Source organism: Burkholderia sp. Bmkn7, from assembly GCF_041103175.1.
In the GTDB taxonomy this organism is placed as follows: domain Bacteria; phylum Pseudomonadota; class Gammaproteobacteria; order Burkholderiales; family Burkholderiaceae; genus Burkholderia; species Burkholderia cepacia.
The window spans coordinates 2159703-2176545 of the sequence record NZ_JBGCUH010000003.1; the positions used below are offsets into that span (position 1 = coordinate 2159703).

At 68.3% G+C, this 16843-nt stretch carries 17 protein-coding genes and 2 pseudogenes; 10 read left to right on the top strand and 9 right to left on the bottom strand.

The genetic code is table 11. The annotated features are described in order from the left end of the window. Nucleotides 1–54: 54 nt before the first annotated feature. The gene (locus tag AB3K92_RS31545; RefSeq protein WP_081057231.1) at nucleotides 55–789 is read left to right on the top strand and encodes an autoinducer binding domain-containing protein; all 735 of its coding nucleotides are present in this window, start codon (nucleotides 55–57) and stop codon (nucleotides 787–789) included. Here AB3K92_RS31545 and AB3K92_RS31550 read toward each other — a convergent pair. The 8 genes and pseudogenes from AB3K92_RS31550 to AB3K92_RS31585 form a co-directional block, all read right to left on the bottom strand. Beyond that, entirely contained in the window at nucleotides 712–1494 is a 783-nt protein-coding gene (locus AB3K92_RS31550) for a glutamine amidotransferase (RefSeq protein WP_063800523.1), read from the bottom strand. The genes AB3K92_RS31545 and AB3K92_RS31550 overlap by 78 nt on opposite strands. A gap of 63 nt (nucleotides 1495–1557) precedes the next feature. Further along, complete coding sequence (locus AB3K92_RS31555; protein WP_369466546.1) at nucleotides 1558–2202, bottom strand: glutathione S-transferase family protein; 645 nt, start codon at nucleotides 2200–2202, stop codon at nucleotides 1558–1560. After that, a complete protein-coding gene (metC, locus tag AB3K92_RS31560) occupies nucleotides 2196–3461 on the bottom strand; it encodes a cystathionine beta-lyase (RefSeq protein ID WP_369466547.1) in 1266 nt (421 codons plus the stop codon). Before metC ends, AB3K92_RS31555 begins: the two co-directional genes overlap by 7 nt. Next, a complete protein-coding gene (locus AB3K92_RS31565; protein ID WP_021160967.1) occupies nucleotides 3452–4105 on the bottom strand; it encodes a pyridoxal 5'-phosphate synthase in 654 nt (217 codons plus the stop codon). The genes metC and AB3K92_RS31565 overlap by 10 nt, the downstream gene beginning before the upstream one ends. Before the next feature lie 7 nt (nucleotides 4106–4112). Then, nucleotides 4113–5015: a CoA ester lyase gene (locus tag AB3K92_RS31570; RefSeq protein ID WP_027787350.1), complete on the bottom strand. Its 903-nt coding sequence runs from the start codon at nucleotides 5013–5015 to the stop codon at nucleotides 4113–4115. 47 nt (nucleotides 5016–5062) lie between these two features. Continuing rightward, nucleotides 5063–6202 carry an acyl-CoA dehydrogenase family protein gene (locus AB3K92_RS31575; protein ID WP_059495916.1) on the bottom strand — a complete coding sequence of 380 codons (1140 nt, stop codon included), beginning with the start codon at nucleotides 6200–6202 and terminating at the stop codon, nucleotides 5063–5065. A gap of 348 nt (nucleotides 6203–6550) precedes the next feature. Then, nucleotides 6551–6745: pseudogene (locus tag AB3K92_RS31580) on the bottom strand (helix-turn-helix domain-containing protein); the annotation flags it as partial. After that, nucleotides 6728–7447: pseudogene (locus AB3K92_RS31585) on the bottom strand (ISNCY family transposase); the annotation flags it as partial. The pseudogenes AB3K92_RS31580 and AB3K92_RS31585, both read right to left, overlap by 18 nt. A 257-nt stretch (nucleotides 7448–7704) precedes the next feature. On the opposite strand from AB3K92_RS31585, the gene AB3K92_RS31590 reads away from it, so the two are divergent. Continuing rightward, on the top strand, nucleotides 7705–8364 hold the full coding sequence (locus AB3K92_RS31590; RefSeq protein WP_021160963.1) for a carbonic anhydrase: 660 nt from the start codon (nucleotides 7705–7707) through the stop codon (nucleotides 8362–8364). A 169-nt stretch (nucleotides 8365–8533) separates the two neighbouring features. On the opposite strand, the gene AB3K92_RS31595 is transcribed toward AB3K92_RS31590, so the two are convergent. Then, nucleotides 8534–9061: a lipocalin family protein gene (locus AB3K92_RS31595; protein WP_165581777.1), complete on the bottom strand. Its 528-nt coding sequence runs from the start codon at nucleotides 9059–9061 to the stop codon at nucleotides 8534–8536. A 283-nt stretch (nucleotides 9062–9344) separates the two neighbouring features. Here AB3K92_RS31595 and AB3K92_RS31600 point away from each other — a divergent pair, with 283 nt between their 5' ends. The 8 genes from AB3K92_RS31600 to AB3K92_RS31635 all read left to right on the top strand — a co-directional run bounded on the left by AB3K92_RS31600 (nucleotide 9345) and on the right by AB3K92_RS31635 (nucleotide 16843). Beyond that, nucleotides 9345–9941, top strand: a complete 597-nt coding sequence (locus AB3K92_RS31600) for a sigma-70 family RNA polymerase sigma factor (RefSeq protein ID WP_042975896.1) — start codon at nucleotides 9345–9347, stop codon at nucleotides 9939–9941. Further along, nucleotides 9938–10672 carry an anti-sigma factor gene (locus tag AB3K92_RS31605; protein ID WP_369466548.1) on the top strand — a complete coding sequence of 245 codons (735 nt, stop codon included), beginning with the start codon at nucleotides 9938–9940 and terminating at the stop codon, nucleotides 10670–10672. Before AB3K92_RS31600 ends, AB3K92_RS31605 begins: the two co-directional genes overlap by 4 nt. Before the next feature lie 155 nt (nucleotides 10673–10827). Further along, nucleotides 10828–11661: a DUF1295 domain-containing protein gene (locus AB3K92_RS31610; RefSeq protein ID WP_192387407.1), complete on the top strand. Its 834-nt coding sequence runs from the start codon at nucleotides 10828–10830 to the stop codon at nucleotides 11659–11661. Beyond that, nucleotides 11658–12758 carry a cyclopropane-fatty-acyl-phospholipid synthase family protein gene (locus AB3K92_RS31615; RefSeq protein ID WP_369466549.1) on the top strand — a complete coding sequence of 367 codons (1101 nt, stop codon included), beginning with the start codon at nucleotides 11658–11660 and terminating at the stop codon, nucleotides 12756–12758. Before AB3K92_RS31610 ends, AB3K92_RS31615 begins: the two co-directional genes overlap by 4 nt. Nucleotides 12759–12766: 8 nt before the next feature. After that, complete coding sequence (locus AB3K92_RS31620; RefSeq protein WP_059495909.1) at nucleotides 12767–13378, top strand: lipocalin family protein; 612 nt, start codon at nucleotides 12767–12769, stop codon at nucleotides 13376–13378. Between the two features lie 92 nt (nucleotides 13379–13470). Then, a complete protein-coding gene (locus tag AB3K92_RS31625) occupies nucleotides 13471–14778 on the top strand; it encodes an NAD(P)/FAD-dependent oxidoreductase (RefSeq protein WP_369466550.1) in 1308 nt (435 codons plus the stop codon). Then, nucleotides 14775–15629 carry a DUF1365 domain-containing protein gene (locus AB3K92_RS31630; protein WP_059862943.1) on the top strand — a complete coding sequence of 285 codons (855 nt, stop codon included), beginning with the start codon at nucleotides 14775–14777 and terminating at the stop codon, nucleotides 15627–15629. Before AB3K92_RS31625 ends, AB3K92_RS31630 begins: the two co-directional genes overlap by 4 nt. Continuing rightward, a complete protein-coding gene (locus tag AB3K92_RS31635) occupies nucleotides 15626–16843 on the top strand; it encodes a cyclopropane-fatty-acyl-phospholipid synthase family protein (RefSeq protein ID WP_059488458.1) in 1218 nt (405 codons plus the stop codon). Before AB3K92_RS31630 ends, AB3K92_RS31635 begins: the two co-directional genes overlap by 4 nt.

Consider the following 16843-nt stretch of genomic DNA (forward strand, 5'->3'; position numbering starts at 1 on the left):
GTTGCGCAAGTCCGCCTGGCTGCAGATTCCAACTAAACGAACGGGGTGGCTTGTATGAATGGACTGGATTGTCTGAAATGGTTGGTACCCGGCGACACGGACGCGTCATGGCAGAGAATGACCGACGCGGCCGCCGGAATGGGGTTCGACAAGGTCGTGCTGATCGTGTTGCCGTTCAGCGGCGCGTCGTTCGATCTCGCGCGCAAATGGAGCAGCGGCGTGCCCGGCTGGACGGCGCTGTACCGGCAGCGCCAGTTCGACCGCGTCGACCCGATGCTGCGGCATTGCTTCCGTTCGGCACTGCCGCTCGTCTGGGACGACGCATTGTTCGCGCTGCCGGAGCAGCGCCCGTGTTACGAAGCGGCGGCCGCGTACGGCATGCGCAGCGGCGTCGTGCTGCCGGTGCGCGGCGCGAAGGGGGAGGTCGGCATGCTGTTGTGTGCGAGCACCGACGAGCTCGCCGCGACGCGCGAGCACTGCGACCGCCATCTCGCGGCGCTGACGCTGCTGCGCGACGTCGCGTGCGAAGCGATCGCCGGCACGCGCTGCCATGCACCGCCCGACAGCGTGCCGCGGCTCAGCCGGCGGGAAGTCGAATGCCTGCGCTGGCACGCGGCCGGCAAGACGTCGTGGGAAATCGGCCACATCCTGAACGTGACCGAGTCGTGCATCAATTTCCACTTCATGAACATCCGCCGCAAGTTCAACGTGTCACGTCGGCACGAAGCCGTGCTGCGCGCGGTCGAGTGGGGGCTGATCAGCATCTCCGACGTGACCGTGCCGACCTGATGCGGGCGCGTCGTCGAGCCAGCGGTCGAGAAACGCGCTGAGCCACGCGGCCGTCGCGCGGTCGTGCCGCCGGCCTTCGCGTGCCTGCGTCGCGAGATCCTGCGCACCGGGCGCCGACAGCTTGTGCGCGGCGGCCGTACTCCAGCGCCGCATCATCGGATAGCTCACTTCCGGATGAAACTGCACGCCGTATGCGCGCGGCCCGTAGCGCACGGCCTGGTTCTCGAAGTGCTCGCCGGTCGCGAGGATCTCGAGCCCGGCGACGCGTTCGAAGCCCTCGCGATGCCACTGGTAGACGTGCGACGGCCACGACCCGAGGCGCCGGCCGGCGGGCGTCGCGGCGATCGGCCAATAGCCGATTTCCGCGCGCCCGTCACGATGGGCGACCACGCGGCCGCCCAGGTGGCGGATCATCATCTGCGCCCCCAGGCAGACACCGAGAAAGGGCGCCGCCTCGCGCAGCGGCACGCCGATCCAGTCGATTTCATCCTGAATCCAGCGATCGCCGTCGTTGGCGCTCATCGGGCCGCCGAACACCACCGCGCCCGCATGGTCGGCCAGCGTCGCCGGCAGCGGATCGCCGAGCGGCGGGCGGCGAATGTCGAGCGGATGGCCACGGGCGGCAAGCAGCCGGCCGATCCGGCCGGGGCTCGACTGTTCGCGGTGCAGGACGATCAGGATCGGACGAAGGGCGGAGTGCGTCATGTCGTGTCGAGAGGGTCGTGAGTTCGTGAGACCGCGAGGCCGTGTGAGCCGTCACGCGGAGCGTCAGCCCGGCTGGCCGCGCAACGCGTCGAACGACACCATGACCTGTTCGCGATAGGCGGGGCGTCGGCACAGGCGGGCGTACCAGGCCTCGACGTGCGGCAACGGCGGCCGCTCGACGTCGAGCGAGAAATAGCGGAACAGCGTCGCGCCGGCCGGAATGTCGGCCAGGCCCGGCGTCGCACCGCCCAGGAAGGGCTGGGTCGACAGCAGCCGGTCGAGCAGCTGGAAATGCGTCGCGCTGCGCGCGGCCTTGTCGCGCACGAGCGCATCGTCGCGCCGCTCCGGCGGCGTTCGCACGAGCGCCCAGAACAGCCCGGTCATCACGTCCGGTTCGAGCGCGGTCTGCGACCAGTCCATCCAGCGCTCGGCGCGCGAACGGGCGAACGCGTCGCGGCACCAGAACGGATTGTTCGGCACCCGCGCGGCGAGATAGCGCAGGATCGTGTGCGACTCCCACACGACGTCGCCATCCCAGTCGATCACCGGAATCCGGCAGGTCGGATTCAGCGCCGCGAACGCGGGCGTCTGCAGCGAACCGTGTTCACCGCCTGCCGCGATGTGCTGGTACGGCACGCCCAGCTCGCCGATGAGCCACAACACCTTCTGCACGTTGAACGACGTGCGGCGGCCCCAGACGGTCAGCATCGCGCGGCATCCTCGCAGGCGGCGGCCTGCCGCGCGCACGCCGCATAACGATCGAGACCGGCCGCGAGATCGGCGATCAGGTCGTCCGGGTCCTCGAGCCCGACATGCACGCGCACGCCGCGACTGCCGGCCGGCCAGCGCGCGGCAAGGCCGTGCGCGTCCAGTTCGAACGGCAGCGCGAGGCTCTCGTAGCCGCCCCACGAATAACCGAGCCCGAACAGCGCGAGGTGGTCGAGAAACGCTTCGACCGCGTGCGGCGGCGCCGGCTGCAGCACGACCGAGAACAGCCCCGATGCGCCGCGAAAATCGCGGCGCCACAGCGCATGTCCGTCGTCGCCGGGGAGGGCCGGATACAGCACGCGCTGCACTTCGGGGCGCGTCGCGAGCCAGCTCGCGATCGCCAGCGCGTTGCGCTGGTGCTGCCGCAGCCGCACGCCGAGCGTGCGCAACCCGCGCAGCGCGAGATAGACGTCGTCGGGGCCTGCGCACAGCCCGAGATCGCCATGCACTTGCTTCAATGCGGGCCACGCGCGTTCGGTGGCCGACACGGTGCCGAGCATCGCATCGGAATGCCCGACCAGGTACTTGGTGCCGGCCTGGATCGACAGGTCGATGCCGAACGCATGCGGTTGGAAGAAGAGCGGCGTGGCCCAGCTGTTGTCCGCGACGACCAGTGCGCCGTGTGCGTGCGCGAGCCGGACGAGCGTCGGGATATCGTGCATGTCGAACGTATAGGAGCCCGGCACTTCGACATACAGCGCGCGCGTATTCGCACGGAATGCGGCGGCGACGGGGGTGCTGCCGTCGTACCAGGTCGTCTCGACGCCGAGCCGCGCAAGCACGCCTTCGCACGCATGGCGTACCGGGCCGTAGACCGATGCGGTCATCAGCAGGTGATCGCCGGGCTTCAGGCACGACAGCAGCGCCAGCGTGCACGCGGACAAGCCCGACGGACACAGCACCGCACCGGCACCGCCTTCGAGGCTCGTCACCGCGCGCTCGAGCGCGTCGGTCGTCGGCGTGCCGCGGCGGCCGTAGATATACGGCTGCGTGCGGTTCAGCAGATCGGACACCGTCGGACTGAGCACGGTCGACGCATGGTAGACGGGCGGATTGACGAAGCCGTGCCAGGTCGCGCTGTCGCGGCCCGCGTGCATGAGGCGCGTGTCTTCGTGCATCCGGTCGTGCATCCGGTCGTTCATGCCGTCGTGCCGGGTGCCGTCCGGTCGCGACGGGGGGGCGGCGGACTTCAAGGCCATAGCGCACACCGTTCCCAGCGCTGACCGTCGCGACGGTACGCCTGCCGCGCGAAGCGGCGTGCGCTGTCGGCACGCCAGAATTCGGCTTCGTCCGGCGCGAGCGTGTACAGGTGCCAGTCCTCCGACACGAGTGCGGGGTCGGCGGCCAGCCGCGCGAGCTGCGCGTCGATCGCGCGCGTCAGGTCGGCGGGATCGTCGAGCCGTTCGCTTTGCCGGCCGGCCAGGATGCTCGCGCGCGACCGCTCCGGGCGGCCCGCGAAATCGGCGCGGCCTTCGGCGGCCGGCAGCCGCTCGACCGGGCCGCTCAGGCGGACCTGGCTCGCGATCGCCGGCCAATAGAACGTCAGCGCGGCGAACGGCCGGTTTTCGATCTGGCGCCCCTTGGGGCTGCGCGTGCTCGCCGCGAAATGCCAGCCGCGTGCGTCGACGTTAAGCAGTACGACGGAGCGAGCGTCGGGCCGCCCGTCCGGGCGGACCGTCGACAGCGTCATCACCTGCGGTTCGACGGCGCCTGCGACAACGGCCTCGTCGAGCCAGCGTTCGAATTGCGCTTGCGGCGTGTCGGGCCAGTTCTCGGCCGGAACATGCGGCGCCGCATGCGCGAGGGTTTTCAGCGCCTTCAGGCGCGTGGCGATCGTATCCATGGCGGGCTCAGGCAATGCCGAATTGCGTCGCGCGGGCGATCAGCCGATGCGCGGCGAGATAGTCGGGGACTTCCGCGAGGAAACCGTCGACGACGGCCGCGGCCACGCGGCGGCCGCCGGACGCGCGCCGGGCGGTGTCGAACGCGTCGATCACGCGGCGGGCGAGGGCGACTTCATCGGCCGTCGGCGTCAGCACGCGATTGACGACCGGCACGAACTGCGCGTTGACGATCGCCTTGGCCTGGTATCCGAGGCCGCGCGACACGCGCATGTCGAGCTCCGCGCCTTCGTTGTCGGCATAGCTGTACGGGCAGTCGATCGCGGTGACGCCGACGGCCGCGCATTCGACGCGAAAGCGCGAACGCACATAGTCGAGCTCGCGGCCCGCGCGGGTGCGCTCGGCCCCCATGTCGGCCACCATGTCCTCGGTCGCGACGAGCACGGCGGACACGCGCGGGCTCGAACGCGCGATCGCCATCGTGTTCACGAGCCCAAGCGTCGACTCGATGTTCGGTACCAGTTCCGTCGAGCCGGGCGCGATATCGTATTCGCGCTCGAAGCGCGTGACGGCTTCGTCGAGCGCGACGACCTGCTCGGGCGTCGCGACGTACGACATCATCACGATGTCCGGCCGGCCGCGCATCGCCGCGCGCAGGTCGTCGATGCCGCCCGCGTCGAGCGGGTTCACGCGCACGGACGCGAGGATGCCGGCATCGCGCCAGCCCGCGAGCACGCGCTCGCTGAGTTCGCGCGCGGCCGGACGCCGGTCCGGCGGCGTAAAGGTCTCGAGTTCCTGGATCAATACGTCCGCGCCGCTCGCGGCGCCGTCGACGAGCGCATCGTGATCGGCGCCGGCGAGGAACAGCCAGGAGCGGCGCAGGCGGGAAGGGCGTCGGTGGGTCGTTGTCATGCTTGGATTCCTGTAGGGTGCGTCGTACGCATGTCGATGGCGGGCGGTCAGCCGGCGCGCATCATCTGGTTGAAGATGTTCTTGCGATGCATTTCCTCGGTTCCGCCGACGCTCATGAAACCCAGCGCGTCCGACGCGAATGCGGCCACCGGCCCGGCCTGGTAGCCGAGGCTGCCGTACAGCCGCACGAGGCCGAGCGCGCCGTCGACGAGATCCTGCGCACCGACCAGCTTCGCGATCGAGCAGGTCATCAGCGCTTGCGGGTGATCCGTCAGCAACTGCGCGAGCGCGCCGCGCGCGAGCCACGTGCCGCGCTCGATGCCGATCTGCAGGTCGACCAGACGGCGCTGCACATACTGGTGCGCGTCGATCGTGCTGTCGAAGCTGCGCCGGTCGCGGCAATAGGCGATTGCGTCGCGCAGGTACGGCGCCGTCACCTGCGCGGCGACGAGGCCGTAGTAGAGGCGGCCGAGCGAAATGATGTCGATCAGGTTGCCGAGCCCGGCGCCCGGTTCGCCCAGCAGCTGGCCACGCGCGATCGGGCAGTCGTCGAAATGCAGCGCGCCGGTGGGCAGGTCGTCGAGGCCGAGCTTGCTGTCGGGCGCCGCGACGGTCATGCCTGGCTGGTCGCGGTCGACGATCACGAGCGCCGTATTGCGTCGGCCGAGCGTTTCGACACGCGTGACGACGAGAATGAAGCGCGCGAGCGGCGCGTGCGCGATGTTGAATTTGCTGCCGGTCAGCCGGTAGCCGTCGCCGTGCTCGACCAGCTTTGTCGCAATGCTGCGCACGTCGGTGCCGGTGCCCGGTTCGGCGATCGCCGTCGCACTCAGTTCGCCGCGCAGGATCGCGCCGAAATAGCGGTCCTGCTGGGTTGCCGTGCCGTAGCGTTCGAGCGCGCGCACCATGCCGGCCTGCGCGATCACCGACAGCAGCAGCGCCGGGCGGCGGATCGTCGATGCAAGCCCTTCCAGTGCCGCGGAAAAGTGCCACCAGCCGTGACCGTCGCCGCCATAGGTCTCCGGCACGATCATGTCCCACAGTCCTTCCTGGCCGAGCCGGGTCCAGCCGGCTGCATCGAATCCGGCAGGCGCGCGAGCGTCGCGTTCCGCCGCGGCGATCTCCGTGCCGATGTCGCGAAAGCGCGCGAGCGTCGCATGCTGTTCCTGCGTCCAGTCAAATGGCATCTGTCGTGTCTCCGGTCGAAGCGGCGCGGCCTCGGACGGCGCGCCAGCGATGCCGACAAGAGTAAGGGGGCACGGACAGCGGAGGTACTGGCAGTAGTGGTAGTTGCCGGGTGGGGTGTCGCGGCAGGGACAGGCGGGCGTGGATCTTCGCAGGGTGTGTGCGAGTGCACGCGTCTCGGTTGCTGGTTGGATCCCGGCATCGCATTTCATCTCGCGTCGCGGGACGATATCGAATCGGAATAGCTGTTCACGGAGCGACTCGTTCTAGCGGTCGGTCATCATCTTCTCGCGAAGAAGCGCCGGATCCATGGGAAGCGCTCGACTCGATCCCGTTGGTATTGCTCACTTATTGCCGGGCTTCGCTCGGTGTCCCGATACCAGACCCGCCGCACCATGCTTCCGCAGCCTGGCGACCAGCCGGCGAATCTGCCGTGTCGTCAGCTTGAGTCGTTCGGCCGCGCGGTCAGGCTTCAAGCCTGTGTCCACCACGGCCTGGATTACCTTCAGACGGTCGCAGAACGCGTCGATGTTCAGCTCGTACATCGCGCGGCCGAAGTGCGTCACTCGATTACCAGTCTTGCCTGGCGTTACGTTGCGGAACACGCTGTACTTGTCGCTGTAAAACGCCCCCGGCTTGCCGTGACGTTCGATGTACGCTCGCGTCGCCTCGAAGTAGCTGAAGGTCGATTCGGTCTGCGTGAAGTGCAGCATCATCAGCCGACTCGTTGCGTCATCCACATAGACAAGCAACGTGCAGGCCGGCGCCCGTTCCTCGAACCACCGATGATCGCTGCCGTCGATCTGGATCAATTCGCCCAGGCAGGCCCGACGTGCTCGCGGCTGGTACACCTTCGGCGGTCGCTGCCGACGTGGAATCCACAAGCCAGCGTCCGTCATCAGCCTCCTGACCGTTTCCTTGGCCAACCGAATGCCGTGGCATTCCCAGAGCTTCTCGCAGGCCAATGTCGGTCCGAAATCGGCGTAGCGATCGCGGATGATCGTCAGCGCCCGTTGGGCCAACTCCGCATCCAGCCGCCGGTTGCCGGGACCGCCACGCTTGCGCGAGGCCAGGCCCGCCGCACCAGACTCCCGGTATCGAATCACCAGCCGCTCGATCTGCCGGACCGTCAGGCCCAGCCGTTCTGCCGCGCGGCCAGGCTTCAGGTCCAAATCCACCACGGCCCGGATTACCTTCAGACGGTCGAGTTCTCGCATGTTCAATGTCACCAGAGCTGTTCGGTGCATCGCCGGCTCCATGATCTGACGGGGAGCCGGCAAGCTTACCGAGTTCCAAACGCGACATTTCTAAATGGCTAGAACACGACATTTCTAAAAAGCTACTACAACAAAAACCACCGATAACTATGATTATGTCAACTATGATTTGCGCGAAGTACCACGCCGTTCCCTCGCTCATCTGATGCCGGCATAATATCGCCCGCCGCGCGAGCGTACCCGTCTTTGCTACGCCGGTATATCGAATCTGTACCCCGGGAGCAAACATGCGTGACGTCATCGACGGTTTTCTTCGTTTCCAGCGCGACATCTATCCGCAACGGGCCGGCCTCTTCAAGCAGCTCGCCACATCACAGAACCCCAAGGCACTGTTTGTCACGTGCTCGGACAGTCGCGTCGTGCCCGAATTGCTCACGCAGCGCGAGCCGGGCGAACTGTTCGTGATCCGCAATGCAGGCAACATCGTGCCGTCCTACGGCCCCGAGCCCGGCGGCGTGTCCGCCACCGTCGAATACGCGGTCGCCGTCCTCGGCGTTCGCGATATCGTGATCTGCGGTCACTCCGATTGCGGTGCGATGGGCGCGATTTCACGCTGCACCTGCCTCGATCATCTGCCGGCGGTCGCGAACTGGCTGCGTCATGCCGACGCCGCTAAAGTCATCAACGCCGCGCATGAATACGACACGCCTCGCGCGAAGCTCGACGGGCTCGTGCGCGAAAACGTGATCGCGCAACTCGCCAATCTGCGCACTCACCCGTCCGTGGCGCTCGCCCTCGAACAGGGGCGCATGAATCTGCACGGCTGGGTTTACGACATCGAGACAGGCAACATAGATGCGCTGGACGGCGTCACCCGAAGCTTTGTCTCGCTCGCCGAGTCGCCTACGGTAGTCGCCGTGAGCTCGCGCGATCGCGGGCAGGTCTAGTCTCCCCGACGGCTCGCGCCCAGAGTCGGGGGCGAACACGCCCCCGCTCCCAAACAGACCGGGCCCCGCTCCTCTCCTTCACGATCGTCGCCGACAACAACGCACGCGGTGCCCGACGTTCTCCCGAGCGTGACGCGGCCGCGGATGCATGGCTGCCCATGCAGTCGGGCTAATGCGCAGTGCGCCGCAACATCATCGTGTCGTAGCCGAGCGTCCGCACGCGCTCGACAAGCGCGTCGGCTTGCTCGGTCGACGGCCTGGCGACGCGCGTCAGGATCCACAGGAATCGCCCTGACGGCTCGCCGACGATCGACCACGAGTAGTCGTCGGCGTGATCGAGTATCCAGTAGTTGCCGAAAAAGAACGGCCCGAAGAACGACACTTTCAGCTTCGCGTCGCCGCTGTTCGCCACGATCTTCGCCCGTCCGTCCGAGCTTCGTGCGCGGCCGCCCGGCCCGCCTTCGCGACACGTATTGCGCACGTCGACGAGGCCGTCTTCCCGCTTCGCATAATCGGCCGTCACGCCGTCGCAACCGCGCTCGAAGCGGTTTTCATAGCGCGCGAACTCGTACCATCTACCCACATAGCGATCAAGATCGACCGCCTTGGCCGGCTGCGGCACCTGGGCGTTGCCGCTCTCGCCTCCCGCCAGGCCCGCGCATCCCGCGAGCAACAGCGCCGCTCCAGCCAGCGCCATGGAAGTCGTCCACACGGACGACGTACAAAGGACAGATCGCTTCATTGACTCCCTCCCGGCCAGGAAATCACGCCATTGTGCACGCAACCACCCCGCCGCAGTGACGGCGGCCGGTTGCATCCCGGCGGGCGATTCGTTCGTATCTCGCTGCAACGTCTTCATACGGTTCGCCACCATGCACGACATTCAGCGAGTCCGCCGTCGATTGCTCGATCAAGTGCATCCGGCAGTGCTATATTTCGCTCGACATTCACGCCATGGCGATCCTCGCCATTTCTTCAGCATGAACGACACGCCGGATGGTGCCGAGCGCTTCGCCCCGTCAACCGACGCGGATGCCGTGCGTCGCGAGCACCTGAATCAGGTCATGTCGCAGGTCGCGAGCGGCGACCAGGCGGCTTTCGCCGAGCTGTACCGGCTGACCTCGTCGCGGGTGTTCGGCATCATCCTGCGAATGGTTCACGATCGCGGGGAAGCCGAGGATCTGCTCCAGGATGTCTACACGGCCGTGTGGCGACGTGCTGACGCGTTCGACCCGGCACGCGGCGGTGCGATGACGTGGCTGACCACGCTGGCGCGCAACAGGACGATCGACCGGTTACGGCAGCATCGCGAGGCGCAACTCGACGAAGAGCAGGTGCTGGATCTCCCCGACGAGGATCCGACGCCCGCCGCGCTCGCGGAAGCAAGCCAGGAGCGCCAACGCCTCGAACGGTGCCTCGAGCGGCTCGATCCGGATCAGGGCCGCGCAATACGCGAGGCTTTTTTCAGCGGCGCGACTTATAGCGAACTCGCAGCGCGACTGCGTGTGCCTCTCGGAACCATGAAAAGCTGGATCCGGCGCAGCCTGATGCAGCTGAAGGTATGTCTCGAGCAATGAATACGCCAGCCGATCACGATCCCGAATTGCGCTGCGCGGAATACGCGCTCGGCGTGCTCGACGCCGATGCGCGGCACGCACTCGAGGAGTCCGCCGCACGCGATCCGCTGTTGCAGGCGACGCTCGAGCGCTGGCAGCGCCGCTTCGCACCGCTCGCGGAAGACATCGCACGCGTCGCCCCGCCCGGCCGGGTCTGGACGAGAATCCAGCGTGACCTCGGCTTCCTCGTTCCGCCGGCCGCGCGCGGCGCCCCGCCATCGGGCGGATGGTGGAACAGCCTGCGACTGTGGCGCTGGGTCGGCCTTGGCGCGAGCTTGGCCGCGCTCGGACTGCTCGCGTTCAACCTGATCCTGGTGAGCGAAGCGCCACCGCGCGTGGCAGCTGTCGAGGGCAGCTACATGGTGGCCACGATCGCACGGTCGGACGGCGTCGCACACTGGACCGCCACCGTCGACCTGCGCCGCGCCCGGATGGTCGTGGTGCCGGCGGACAAGCCGACGATCGCCGCGAATCGCTCGGCCGAGCTCTGGCTGATTCCGCCGAATGCGAAGCCGATCTCGCTCGGCGTATTCACGCCGGACGCACCGGCGTCGATGACGCTGCCGCCCGCGATCGTCGCGCAGTTCAGCGCACGTGCGGTGCTCGCCGTGTCGATCGAGCCGCGCGGCGGCTCGCCGAGCGGTCAACCCACGGGTCCGGTGCTCGCCACCGGGGCAATGCACGCGGCATAACAGGCGCCGCGCCAACCTGCGGCGGACATCCGTCCGTCGAGGGTGAGCGCGGTGCGTGCGCCTGTCGCCCGCGCGCAGGTCGCGGCGCATCCCGATGCATCCGTTTGGCCTTCGGCTCCGTATATGACGGAAATCGCGTCCCCGGAGCCGCCCGCATGCATGCCGTCGCCGTTGCCCTCCTCGCTTTCGTCGGACTGTTTCTGTCGTTCACGGCGGTGTGGATCAGCCAGTTGCGCTCCCGGAATGCCGGGATGATCGACCCGGTCTGGGCAGTGACGCTCGGCGGCATGGCCGTGTTCGTCGCGGGGCTCGGCACCGGCCCGGCATTGAACCGCGCACTCGTCGCGACAGGCGGCGGCATCTGGGGGCTGCGGCTCGCGCGGCACCTGTGGCGTCGCAACCGCCGGCAGCCCGAGGACCGGCGCTATCGGCAGTTCCGCCTGCAATGGGGCGACGCCGCGCCGCGCAACATGTTCTGGCTGTTCCAGTTGCAGGCGCTGATCTCGATGTTGCTGTCGGTCGCGTTCTTCGTGCCGGCGTACAGTCCGGACACGCCGTCCCGGTCCGCAGCCGTCGCGGCCGTCTCGATCTGGCTCGTCGCCGTGGCCGGAGAGGCCGCCGCCGACCGGCAGCTCAAGCGCTTCCTCGCCGCCCCCGGGCACCGCGACCGCGTCTGTCGAGTGGGCTGGTGGCGCTATTCGCGGCACCCCAACTACTTCTTCGAATGCCTGCACTGGTGCGCATACGCGGCGCTCGCGATCGGCATGCCGTGGGGCTGGCTCACGCTGATGCCGCCGTTCCTGATGGCGTGGCTGCTGCTCAGGGTCTCCGGCCTGCCGCTACTCGAAGCGCATCTCGTGCGAACGCGGCCGGGTTACCGGGAATACATGCTCACGACCAGCGCCCTCGTTCCGTGGCCGCCCAGGCCGGCCGCACCACCGCCCGTTGCCCGCCCCGACCATCCAGAAGACAGGAGTACGCGCTCATGACCGCCACCGCCTCGCAACCGTCGCCCGCCCGGATGCCTGCCCCCGGCGACACCTGGCTGATCCGCTGCTGCGAACGCGGCTGGCTGCCGGATCCGCTGATCCGCGCCGGCATGCGCACGCTGCTGCGGCAGCGCCTGCGCGACGAACATCTGCTCGACGGCGAGCGACGCACGGCCGCCTTCGACCGGCTGGTGCACGAACTGAACGCGAGCCCCATCGCGATCGACACGCATGCGGCCAACATGCAGCATTACGAAGTGCCCGGCGCGTTCTTTGAAGCCCATCTCGGCCCCCGGCTGAAATACTCGTGCGGCTATTACCCGCACGGCAACGAAACGCTCGCGCAAGCCGAGGACGCCATGCTGTCGCTTTACGCGGAGCGGGCCGGCCTCGCGGACGGCCAGCGCATCCTGGATCTCGGCTGCGGCTGGGGGTCGCTGTCGCTGTGGCTCGCCGAGCGCTATCCGCACGCGCGGATCGTGGGCCTGTCGAATGCTCACGGTCAGCGGAACTTCATCGAGCAATGCGCGGCCCGGCGCGGGCTGACCAATCTGCGGATCGTCACGGGCAACGTGGTGGACTTCGATTTCGCGCCCGGCGAAGCGGGTTTCGACCGCGTGCTGTCGATCGAGATGTTCGAGCACATGAAGAACTACGGGCAACTGCTGGCGAAAATCGCACGCTGGATGCACGACGACGGCAAGTTGTTCGTGCACGTCTTCGCGCACAAGCTGCTCGCCTATCATTTCGCGGTGCGCGACGACACCGACTGGATGTCGCGCAATTTCTTCACCGGCGGCACGATGCCGTCGGCCCATCTGCTGCTGCGGTTCCAGGACGACGTCCGCCTCGACCGCCAATGGTGGATCGACGGCACCGCCTACGCCCGCACGGCCAACCACTGGCTCGCTTCGCTTGACGCCGCGCGCGGCCGGATCATGCCGATTTTCGAAACGGTCTACGGCGCCGACGCGCGGATCTGGTTCCAGCGCTGGCGAATGTTCTACATGGCCGTCGCCGAACTGTTCGGTTATGCCGGCGGCCAGGAATGGGGCATCGCGCACTACCTGTTCGACAAGCGGCCCGTACGCGCGTGAGACGTGTCATGCCGTACCCAATCGTCCGCCGTTTCGCCGCCATGCTCGCGGCCGGTCTTGCGCTCGCCATCGCCGCGGGCTGCTCGGGCAATGCACCGAACACGAATCCGCGCGCAGCCGTGCCCCTGTCGAGCGTGGCCGTCGACCTGCCACGCTACATGGGCCGCTGGTACGTGATCGCGAACATCCCGTATTTCGCGGAACGCAACTACGTGGGCAGCCGTGCCGAGTGGACGCTGCGCGAGGACGGCCGGATCGACGACGTGTTCGTCGGCCGCAAGGGCGGCTTCGACCGACCCGAGAAACGCTATCGCTTCGTCGATACGGCAAAGCCCGGCAGCGGGGGCGGCGAATGGCGCGTGCGGCTGTTCTGGCCGGTATACGTCACGCAGTTGACGCTCTATGTCGATCCCGACTACCGCTACACGATCCTCGGCTACCCGGGCAAGACGCTCGGATGGATCTTCTCGCGCGAGCCGACGATGGACGACGCGACGTATCGCTCGCTGCTCGCGCGGCTCGATGCGATGGGCTACGACACGTCGCGCTTCAGGCGCGTGCCGCAAACACCCGGACAGATCGGTCAACCGGGCTTCGCCTCGCCGGGCGAGCGCGACTGAAGCGGGCCCGGCGCATCCGCCGACCGCTTTGCTCCGTATCTTCGAAAAACCGTTCCCGAGACCGCCGACCCGCCTGACGGAGACCCTTCGCGATGCACCAGCCCTTCACTGCCTTGCCGCCCGGGCGGCGGATCGCCGTCGTCGGCGCCGGCATCGCCGGCCTGGCGAGCGCCTACCTGCTGGCCCGTCGTCACCGCGTGACGCTGTTCGAGGCGGCCGGCTACCTCGGCGGCCACACGCACACCGTCGATGTCGAACTCGACGGCGCGAGCCACCCGGTCGATACCGGGTTCCTCGTGTTCAACGATCGCACCTATCCGAACCTGATCGCGCTGCTCGCCGAACTCGCCGTGGCCGCGCATCCGAGCGACATGTCGTTCTCGGTTTCGATCGACGGCGGCCGGCTCGAATGGGCCGGCAGCAATCTCAACACGGTGTTCGCGCAACGCCGCAACCTGTTCTCGCCGTCGTTCCTCGGCATGCTGCGCGACATCCTGCGCTTCAACGCGTCCGCGCAGCATCACCTCGAAACGGCACACCGCCAGCGTCTGTCGGTCGGCGAGCTGCTCGTCGCGGGCGGCTACGGCACCTCGTTCCAGGAGCACTACTTGCTGCCGATGGCGGCCGCGATCTGGTCGAGCGCGGCCGACGACATCCTGCGGTTTCCGGCGGCGACGTTCCTGCGCTTCTGCCTGAACCACGCGCTGCTGCAGGTCAACGACCGACCGCCCTGGCGCACGATCGCCGGTGGCGCGCGGCAGTATGTCGAGCGCATCGCCGCGACGCTCGACGACGTACGCGTGAACACGCCGGTCCGCACGATTCGGCGCGACGAGCACGGCGTCACGGTGGCGACCGACGCGGCCGGCCATGAGCGGTTCGACGCCATCGTGCTCGCGTGCCACGCGCCGACGAGCCTGCGGCTGCTCGCGGACACCACCGACGCCGAGCGCCGCGTGCTGGGCGCCGTGCGCTACCAGCGCAACGTCGCGGTGCTGCATACCGATACGGCGTTGCTACCGCGCCGGCGGCGCGTCTGGTCGGCGTGGAACTACCTGAGCCGCCGTGCGGCGCCGGCCGCCGGCGGCGCATCGCCCGTGTGTGTCAGCTACCTGATTAACCAGCTGCAGCCGCTGCCTTTCCGCACTCCGGTCGTCGTCACGCTGAATCCAGTCGACGCGCCCGCGCCCGGCACACAGCTCGGCCGCTACGACTACGAGCATCCGCTGCTCGATCTCGCCGCCGTCGATGCGCAGCAACACCTGCCCGCGCTGCAGGGGCAGCGCCGCACGTGGTTCGCGGGTGCGTGGACGGGCTACGGCTTTCATGAAGACGGCCTGAAATCCGCCTTGCGCGTGGCCGGCGACTTCGGCGTAAAGCCGGCCTGGGCCACGTCATGAACGCGCCGTTCGCGAGCGACGGCAGCGCCGCGCGGCTGCTCGTCGGGCACGTGATGCACGAGCGGCTGCGGCCCGTGCACCATGCGTTCACGTATCCGCTGTTCCAGATCTGCTGCGATATCGAGCGGCTTCACGAGATCGACGGCAACTGGTTCGGCGTCGATCGCTGGCGGCCGTTCGGACTCGCGTCGCGCGACTACGGGCCGCGTGACGGCCAGCCGCTTGCGCCGTGGCTGCGCGCCCGCCTCGTCGAAGCCGGTATTCCGGCCGACGGCCCGATCTGGCTGCAGACGATCCCGCGCCTCTTCGGCCATGCGTTCAACCCCGTGAGCTTCTGGTACTGCTACGACCGCGCGGGTCGCCTTCGCGCGCTGTACGCGGACGTGCGCAATACGTTCGGCGCGCACCACGGCTACTTGCTGAGCGCGAGGCGGCACGTGCCGATCGGGGACGACACCGTCCTCGTCTGCCGCAAGACGTTTCACGTATCGCCGTTTTGCGACGTCGTCGGGACATACGCGTTTCGCGTGCGCCAGCGCGGCGACCACCTGCGGGTCGCCATCGACTACCGCGACGATGACGGCCTGCTGCTGCGGACGGCGCTCGTCATGCAGGCCGGCCCGCTGAGCGCCGCGCGGGCGTGGCGCGCGCTCGCGCGGCAGCCGTTCAACGCGATCGGTGTGATCGTCCGGATCCATTGGCAGGCGCTGCGGCTCTGGCTCAAGCGCGTGCCGTTCCACGGCAGGACGCCCCCTGCCCGGCCGTCCTGCGCCGATGCGCCGCCGCCCCCGTCGGCACGGGTGTCGCCGCCCTGCCGCCCTGCGGTGTCCGACCACGAGGTCCGCCCATGACCCTGCTGCGCCTGTTATCGAATGCATCGCAACCCGCGCTGCCGCTTTCTTCGCGGTTGTTCGTCGCGCTGCTGCGGCGGCTGCGGCACGGCCACGTGATACTCGTGACGCCCGAAGGCGCGCAATACGTGTTCGGCGATCCGCACTGCCAGCCGGCCGCGACGCTGCAGATCCGCGACTGGCGGGCGTGCCGCGCGATCCTGCGCGCGGGCGACATCGGGTTCGCGGAAGCGTATCGCGCACGCCAGGTCGACACCCCCGACCTCGTCGCGCTGCTGCGTCTGGCGATCCGCAACGAGCCGGCGATCGCACAGACGCTGACGGGCGGGCGCGTCGCCCGCCTTTGGTATGCGCTACGCCACCGGCTGCGGATGAATACACGCGCCGGCAGCCGCCGCAACATCCACGCGCATTACGATCTCGGCAACCGCTTCTACGGGTTGTGGCTCGATGACACGTGGACGTATTCGAGCGCCTGCTTCGACGGCGACGAGCAGCGCTCGCTCGCCGATGCGCAGGCGGCGAAATATCAACGCATCGTCGCATCGCTCGGGCTGCGCGCCGGCATGCACGTGCTCGAGATCGGCTGCGGCTGGGGCGGCTTCGCGATGTACGCCGCACGCCAGGGCATCCGCGTGCGTGCGCTGACGATCTCGGAGGCGCAATACGCGCTGGCGGTCGAGCGCATCGCGCGTGCGGGGCTGTCCGATCGCGTGACGGTCGAGTTGCGCGACTACCGCGACATCGACGGACAGTACGACGCGATCGTGTCGATCGAGATGTTCGAGGCCGTGGGCGAAGCGTTCTGGCCGGTGTATTTCGACACGCTCGGGCAGCATCTGAAGGCAGGCGCGCGGGCGCTGATCCAGTCGATCACGATCGCCGAGTCGCAGTTCGAGGCCTACCGGGCTTCGAGCGACTTCATTCGCGAGTTCATCTTTCCGGGCGGCATGCTGCCGAGCGCCGAGCGCTTCGTCGACGCCGCTGGCCGCGCCGGTCTCGCCGCGGAGCCGGTGCTCGCGTTCGGACTCGACTACGCACGCACGTTGCGCGCCTGGCGGGAGGCGTTCGAGGATCACGTCGACGCCGTGCGTGCACTGGGGTTCGACGAGACCTTCATCCGAACGTGGCGGCTTTACCTCGCCTATTGCGAGGCGGGGTTCGCCGAGCGGCGCACCGACGTGATGCATTTCGTCGTGTCGTCGGCACGCTGA

Bases quoted from the DNA above. Each gene is read 5' to 3' on its own strand.
- AB3K92_RS31625 (WP_369466550.1), top strand. From the start codon at position 13,471: ATGCACCAGCCCTTCACTGCCTTGCCGCCCGGGCGGCGGATCGCCGTC.
- AB3K92_RS31600 (WP_042975896.1), top strand. From the start codon at position 9,345: ATGAACGACACGCCGGATGGTGCCGAGCGCTTCGCCCCGTCAACCGAC.
- AB3K92_RS31620 (WP_059495909.1), top strand. From the start codon at position 12,767: ATGCCGTACCCAATCGTCCGCCGTTTCGCCGCCATGCTCGCGGCCGGT.
- AB3K92_RS31615 (WP_369466549.1), top strand. From the start codon at position 11,658: ATGACCGCCACCGCCTCGCAACCGTCGCCCGCCCGGATGCCTGCCCCC.
- AB3K92_RS31575 (WP_059495916.1), bottom strand. From the start codon at position 6,202: ATGCCATTTGACTGGACGCAGGAACAGCATGCGACGCTCGCGCGCTTT.
- AB3K92_RS31610 (WP_192387407.1), top strand. From the start codon at position 10,828: ATGCATGCCGTCGCCGTTGCCCTCCTCGCTTTCGTCGGACTGTTTCTG.
- AB3K92_RS31590 (WP_021160963.1), top strand. From the start codon at position 7,705: ATGCGTGACGTCATCGACGGTTTTCTTCGTTTCCAGCGCGACATCTAT.
- AB3K92_RS31555 (WP_369466546.1), bottom strand. From the start codon at position 2,202: ATGCTGACCGTCTGGGGCCGCCGCACGTCGTTCAACGTGCAGAAGGTG.
- AB3K92_RS31635 (WP_059488458.1), top strand. From the start codon at position 15,626: ATGACCCTGCTGCGCCTGTTATCGAATGCATCGCAACCCGCGCTGCCG.
- AB3K92_RS31570 (WP_027787350.1), bottom strand. From the start codon at position 5,015: ATGACAACGACCCACCGACGCCCTTCCCGCCTGCGCCGCTCCTGGCTG.
- AB3K92_RS31595 (WP_165581777.1), bottom strand. From the start codon at position 9,061: ATGGCGCTGGCTGGAGCGGCGCTGTTGCTCGCGGGATGCGCGGGCCTG.
- AB3K92_RS31545 (WP_081057231.1), top strand. From the start codon at position 55: ATGAATGGACTGGATTGTCTGAAATGGTTGGTACCCGGCGACACGGAC.
- AB3K92_RS31550 (WP_063800523.1), bottom strand. From the start codon at position 1,494: ATGACGCACTCCGCCCTTCGTCCGATCCTGATCGTCCTGCACCGCGAA.
- AB3K92_RS31565 (WP_021160967.1), bottom strand. From the start codon at position 4,105: ATGGATACGATCGCCACGCGCCTGAAGGCGCTGAAAACCCTCGCGCAT.
- AB3K92_RS31605 (WP_369466548.1), top strand. From the start codon at position 9,938: ATGAATACGCCAGCCGATCACGATCCCGAATTGCGCTGCGCGGAATAC.
- AB3K92_RS31630 (WP_059862943.1), top strand. From the start codon at position 14,775: ATGAACGCGCCGTTCGCGAGCGACGGCAGCGCCGCGCGGCTGCTCGTC.
- metC (WP_369466547.1), bottom strand. From the start codon at position 3,461: ATGGCCTTGAAGTCCGCCGCCCCCCCGTCGCGACCGGACGGCACCCGG.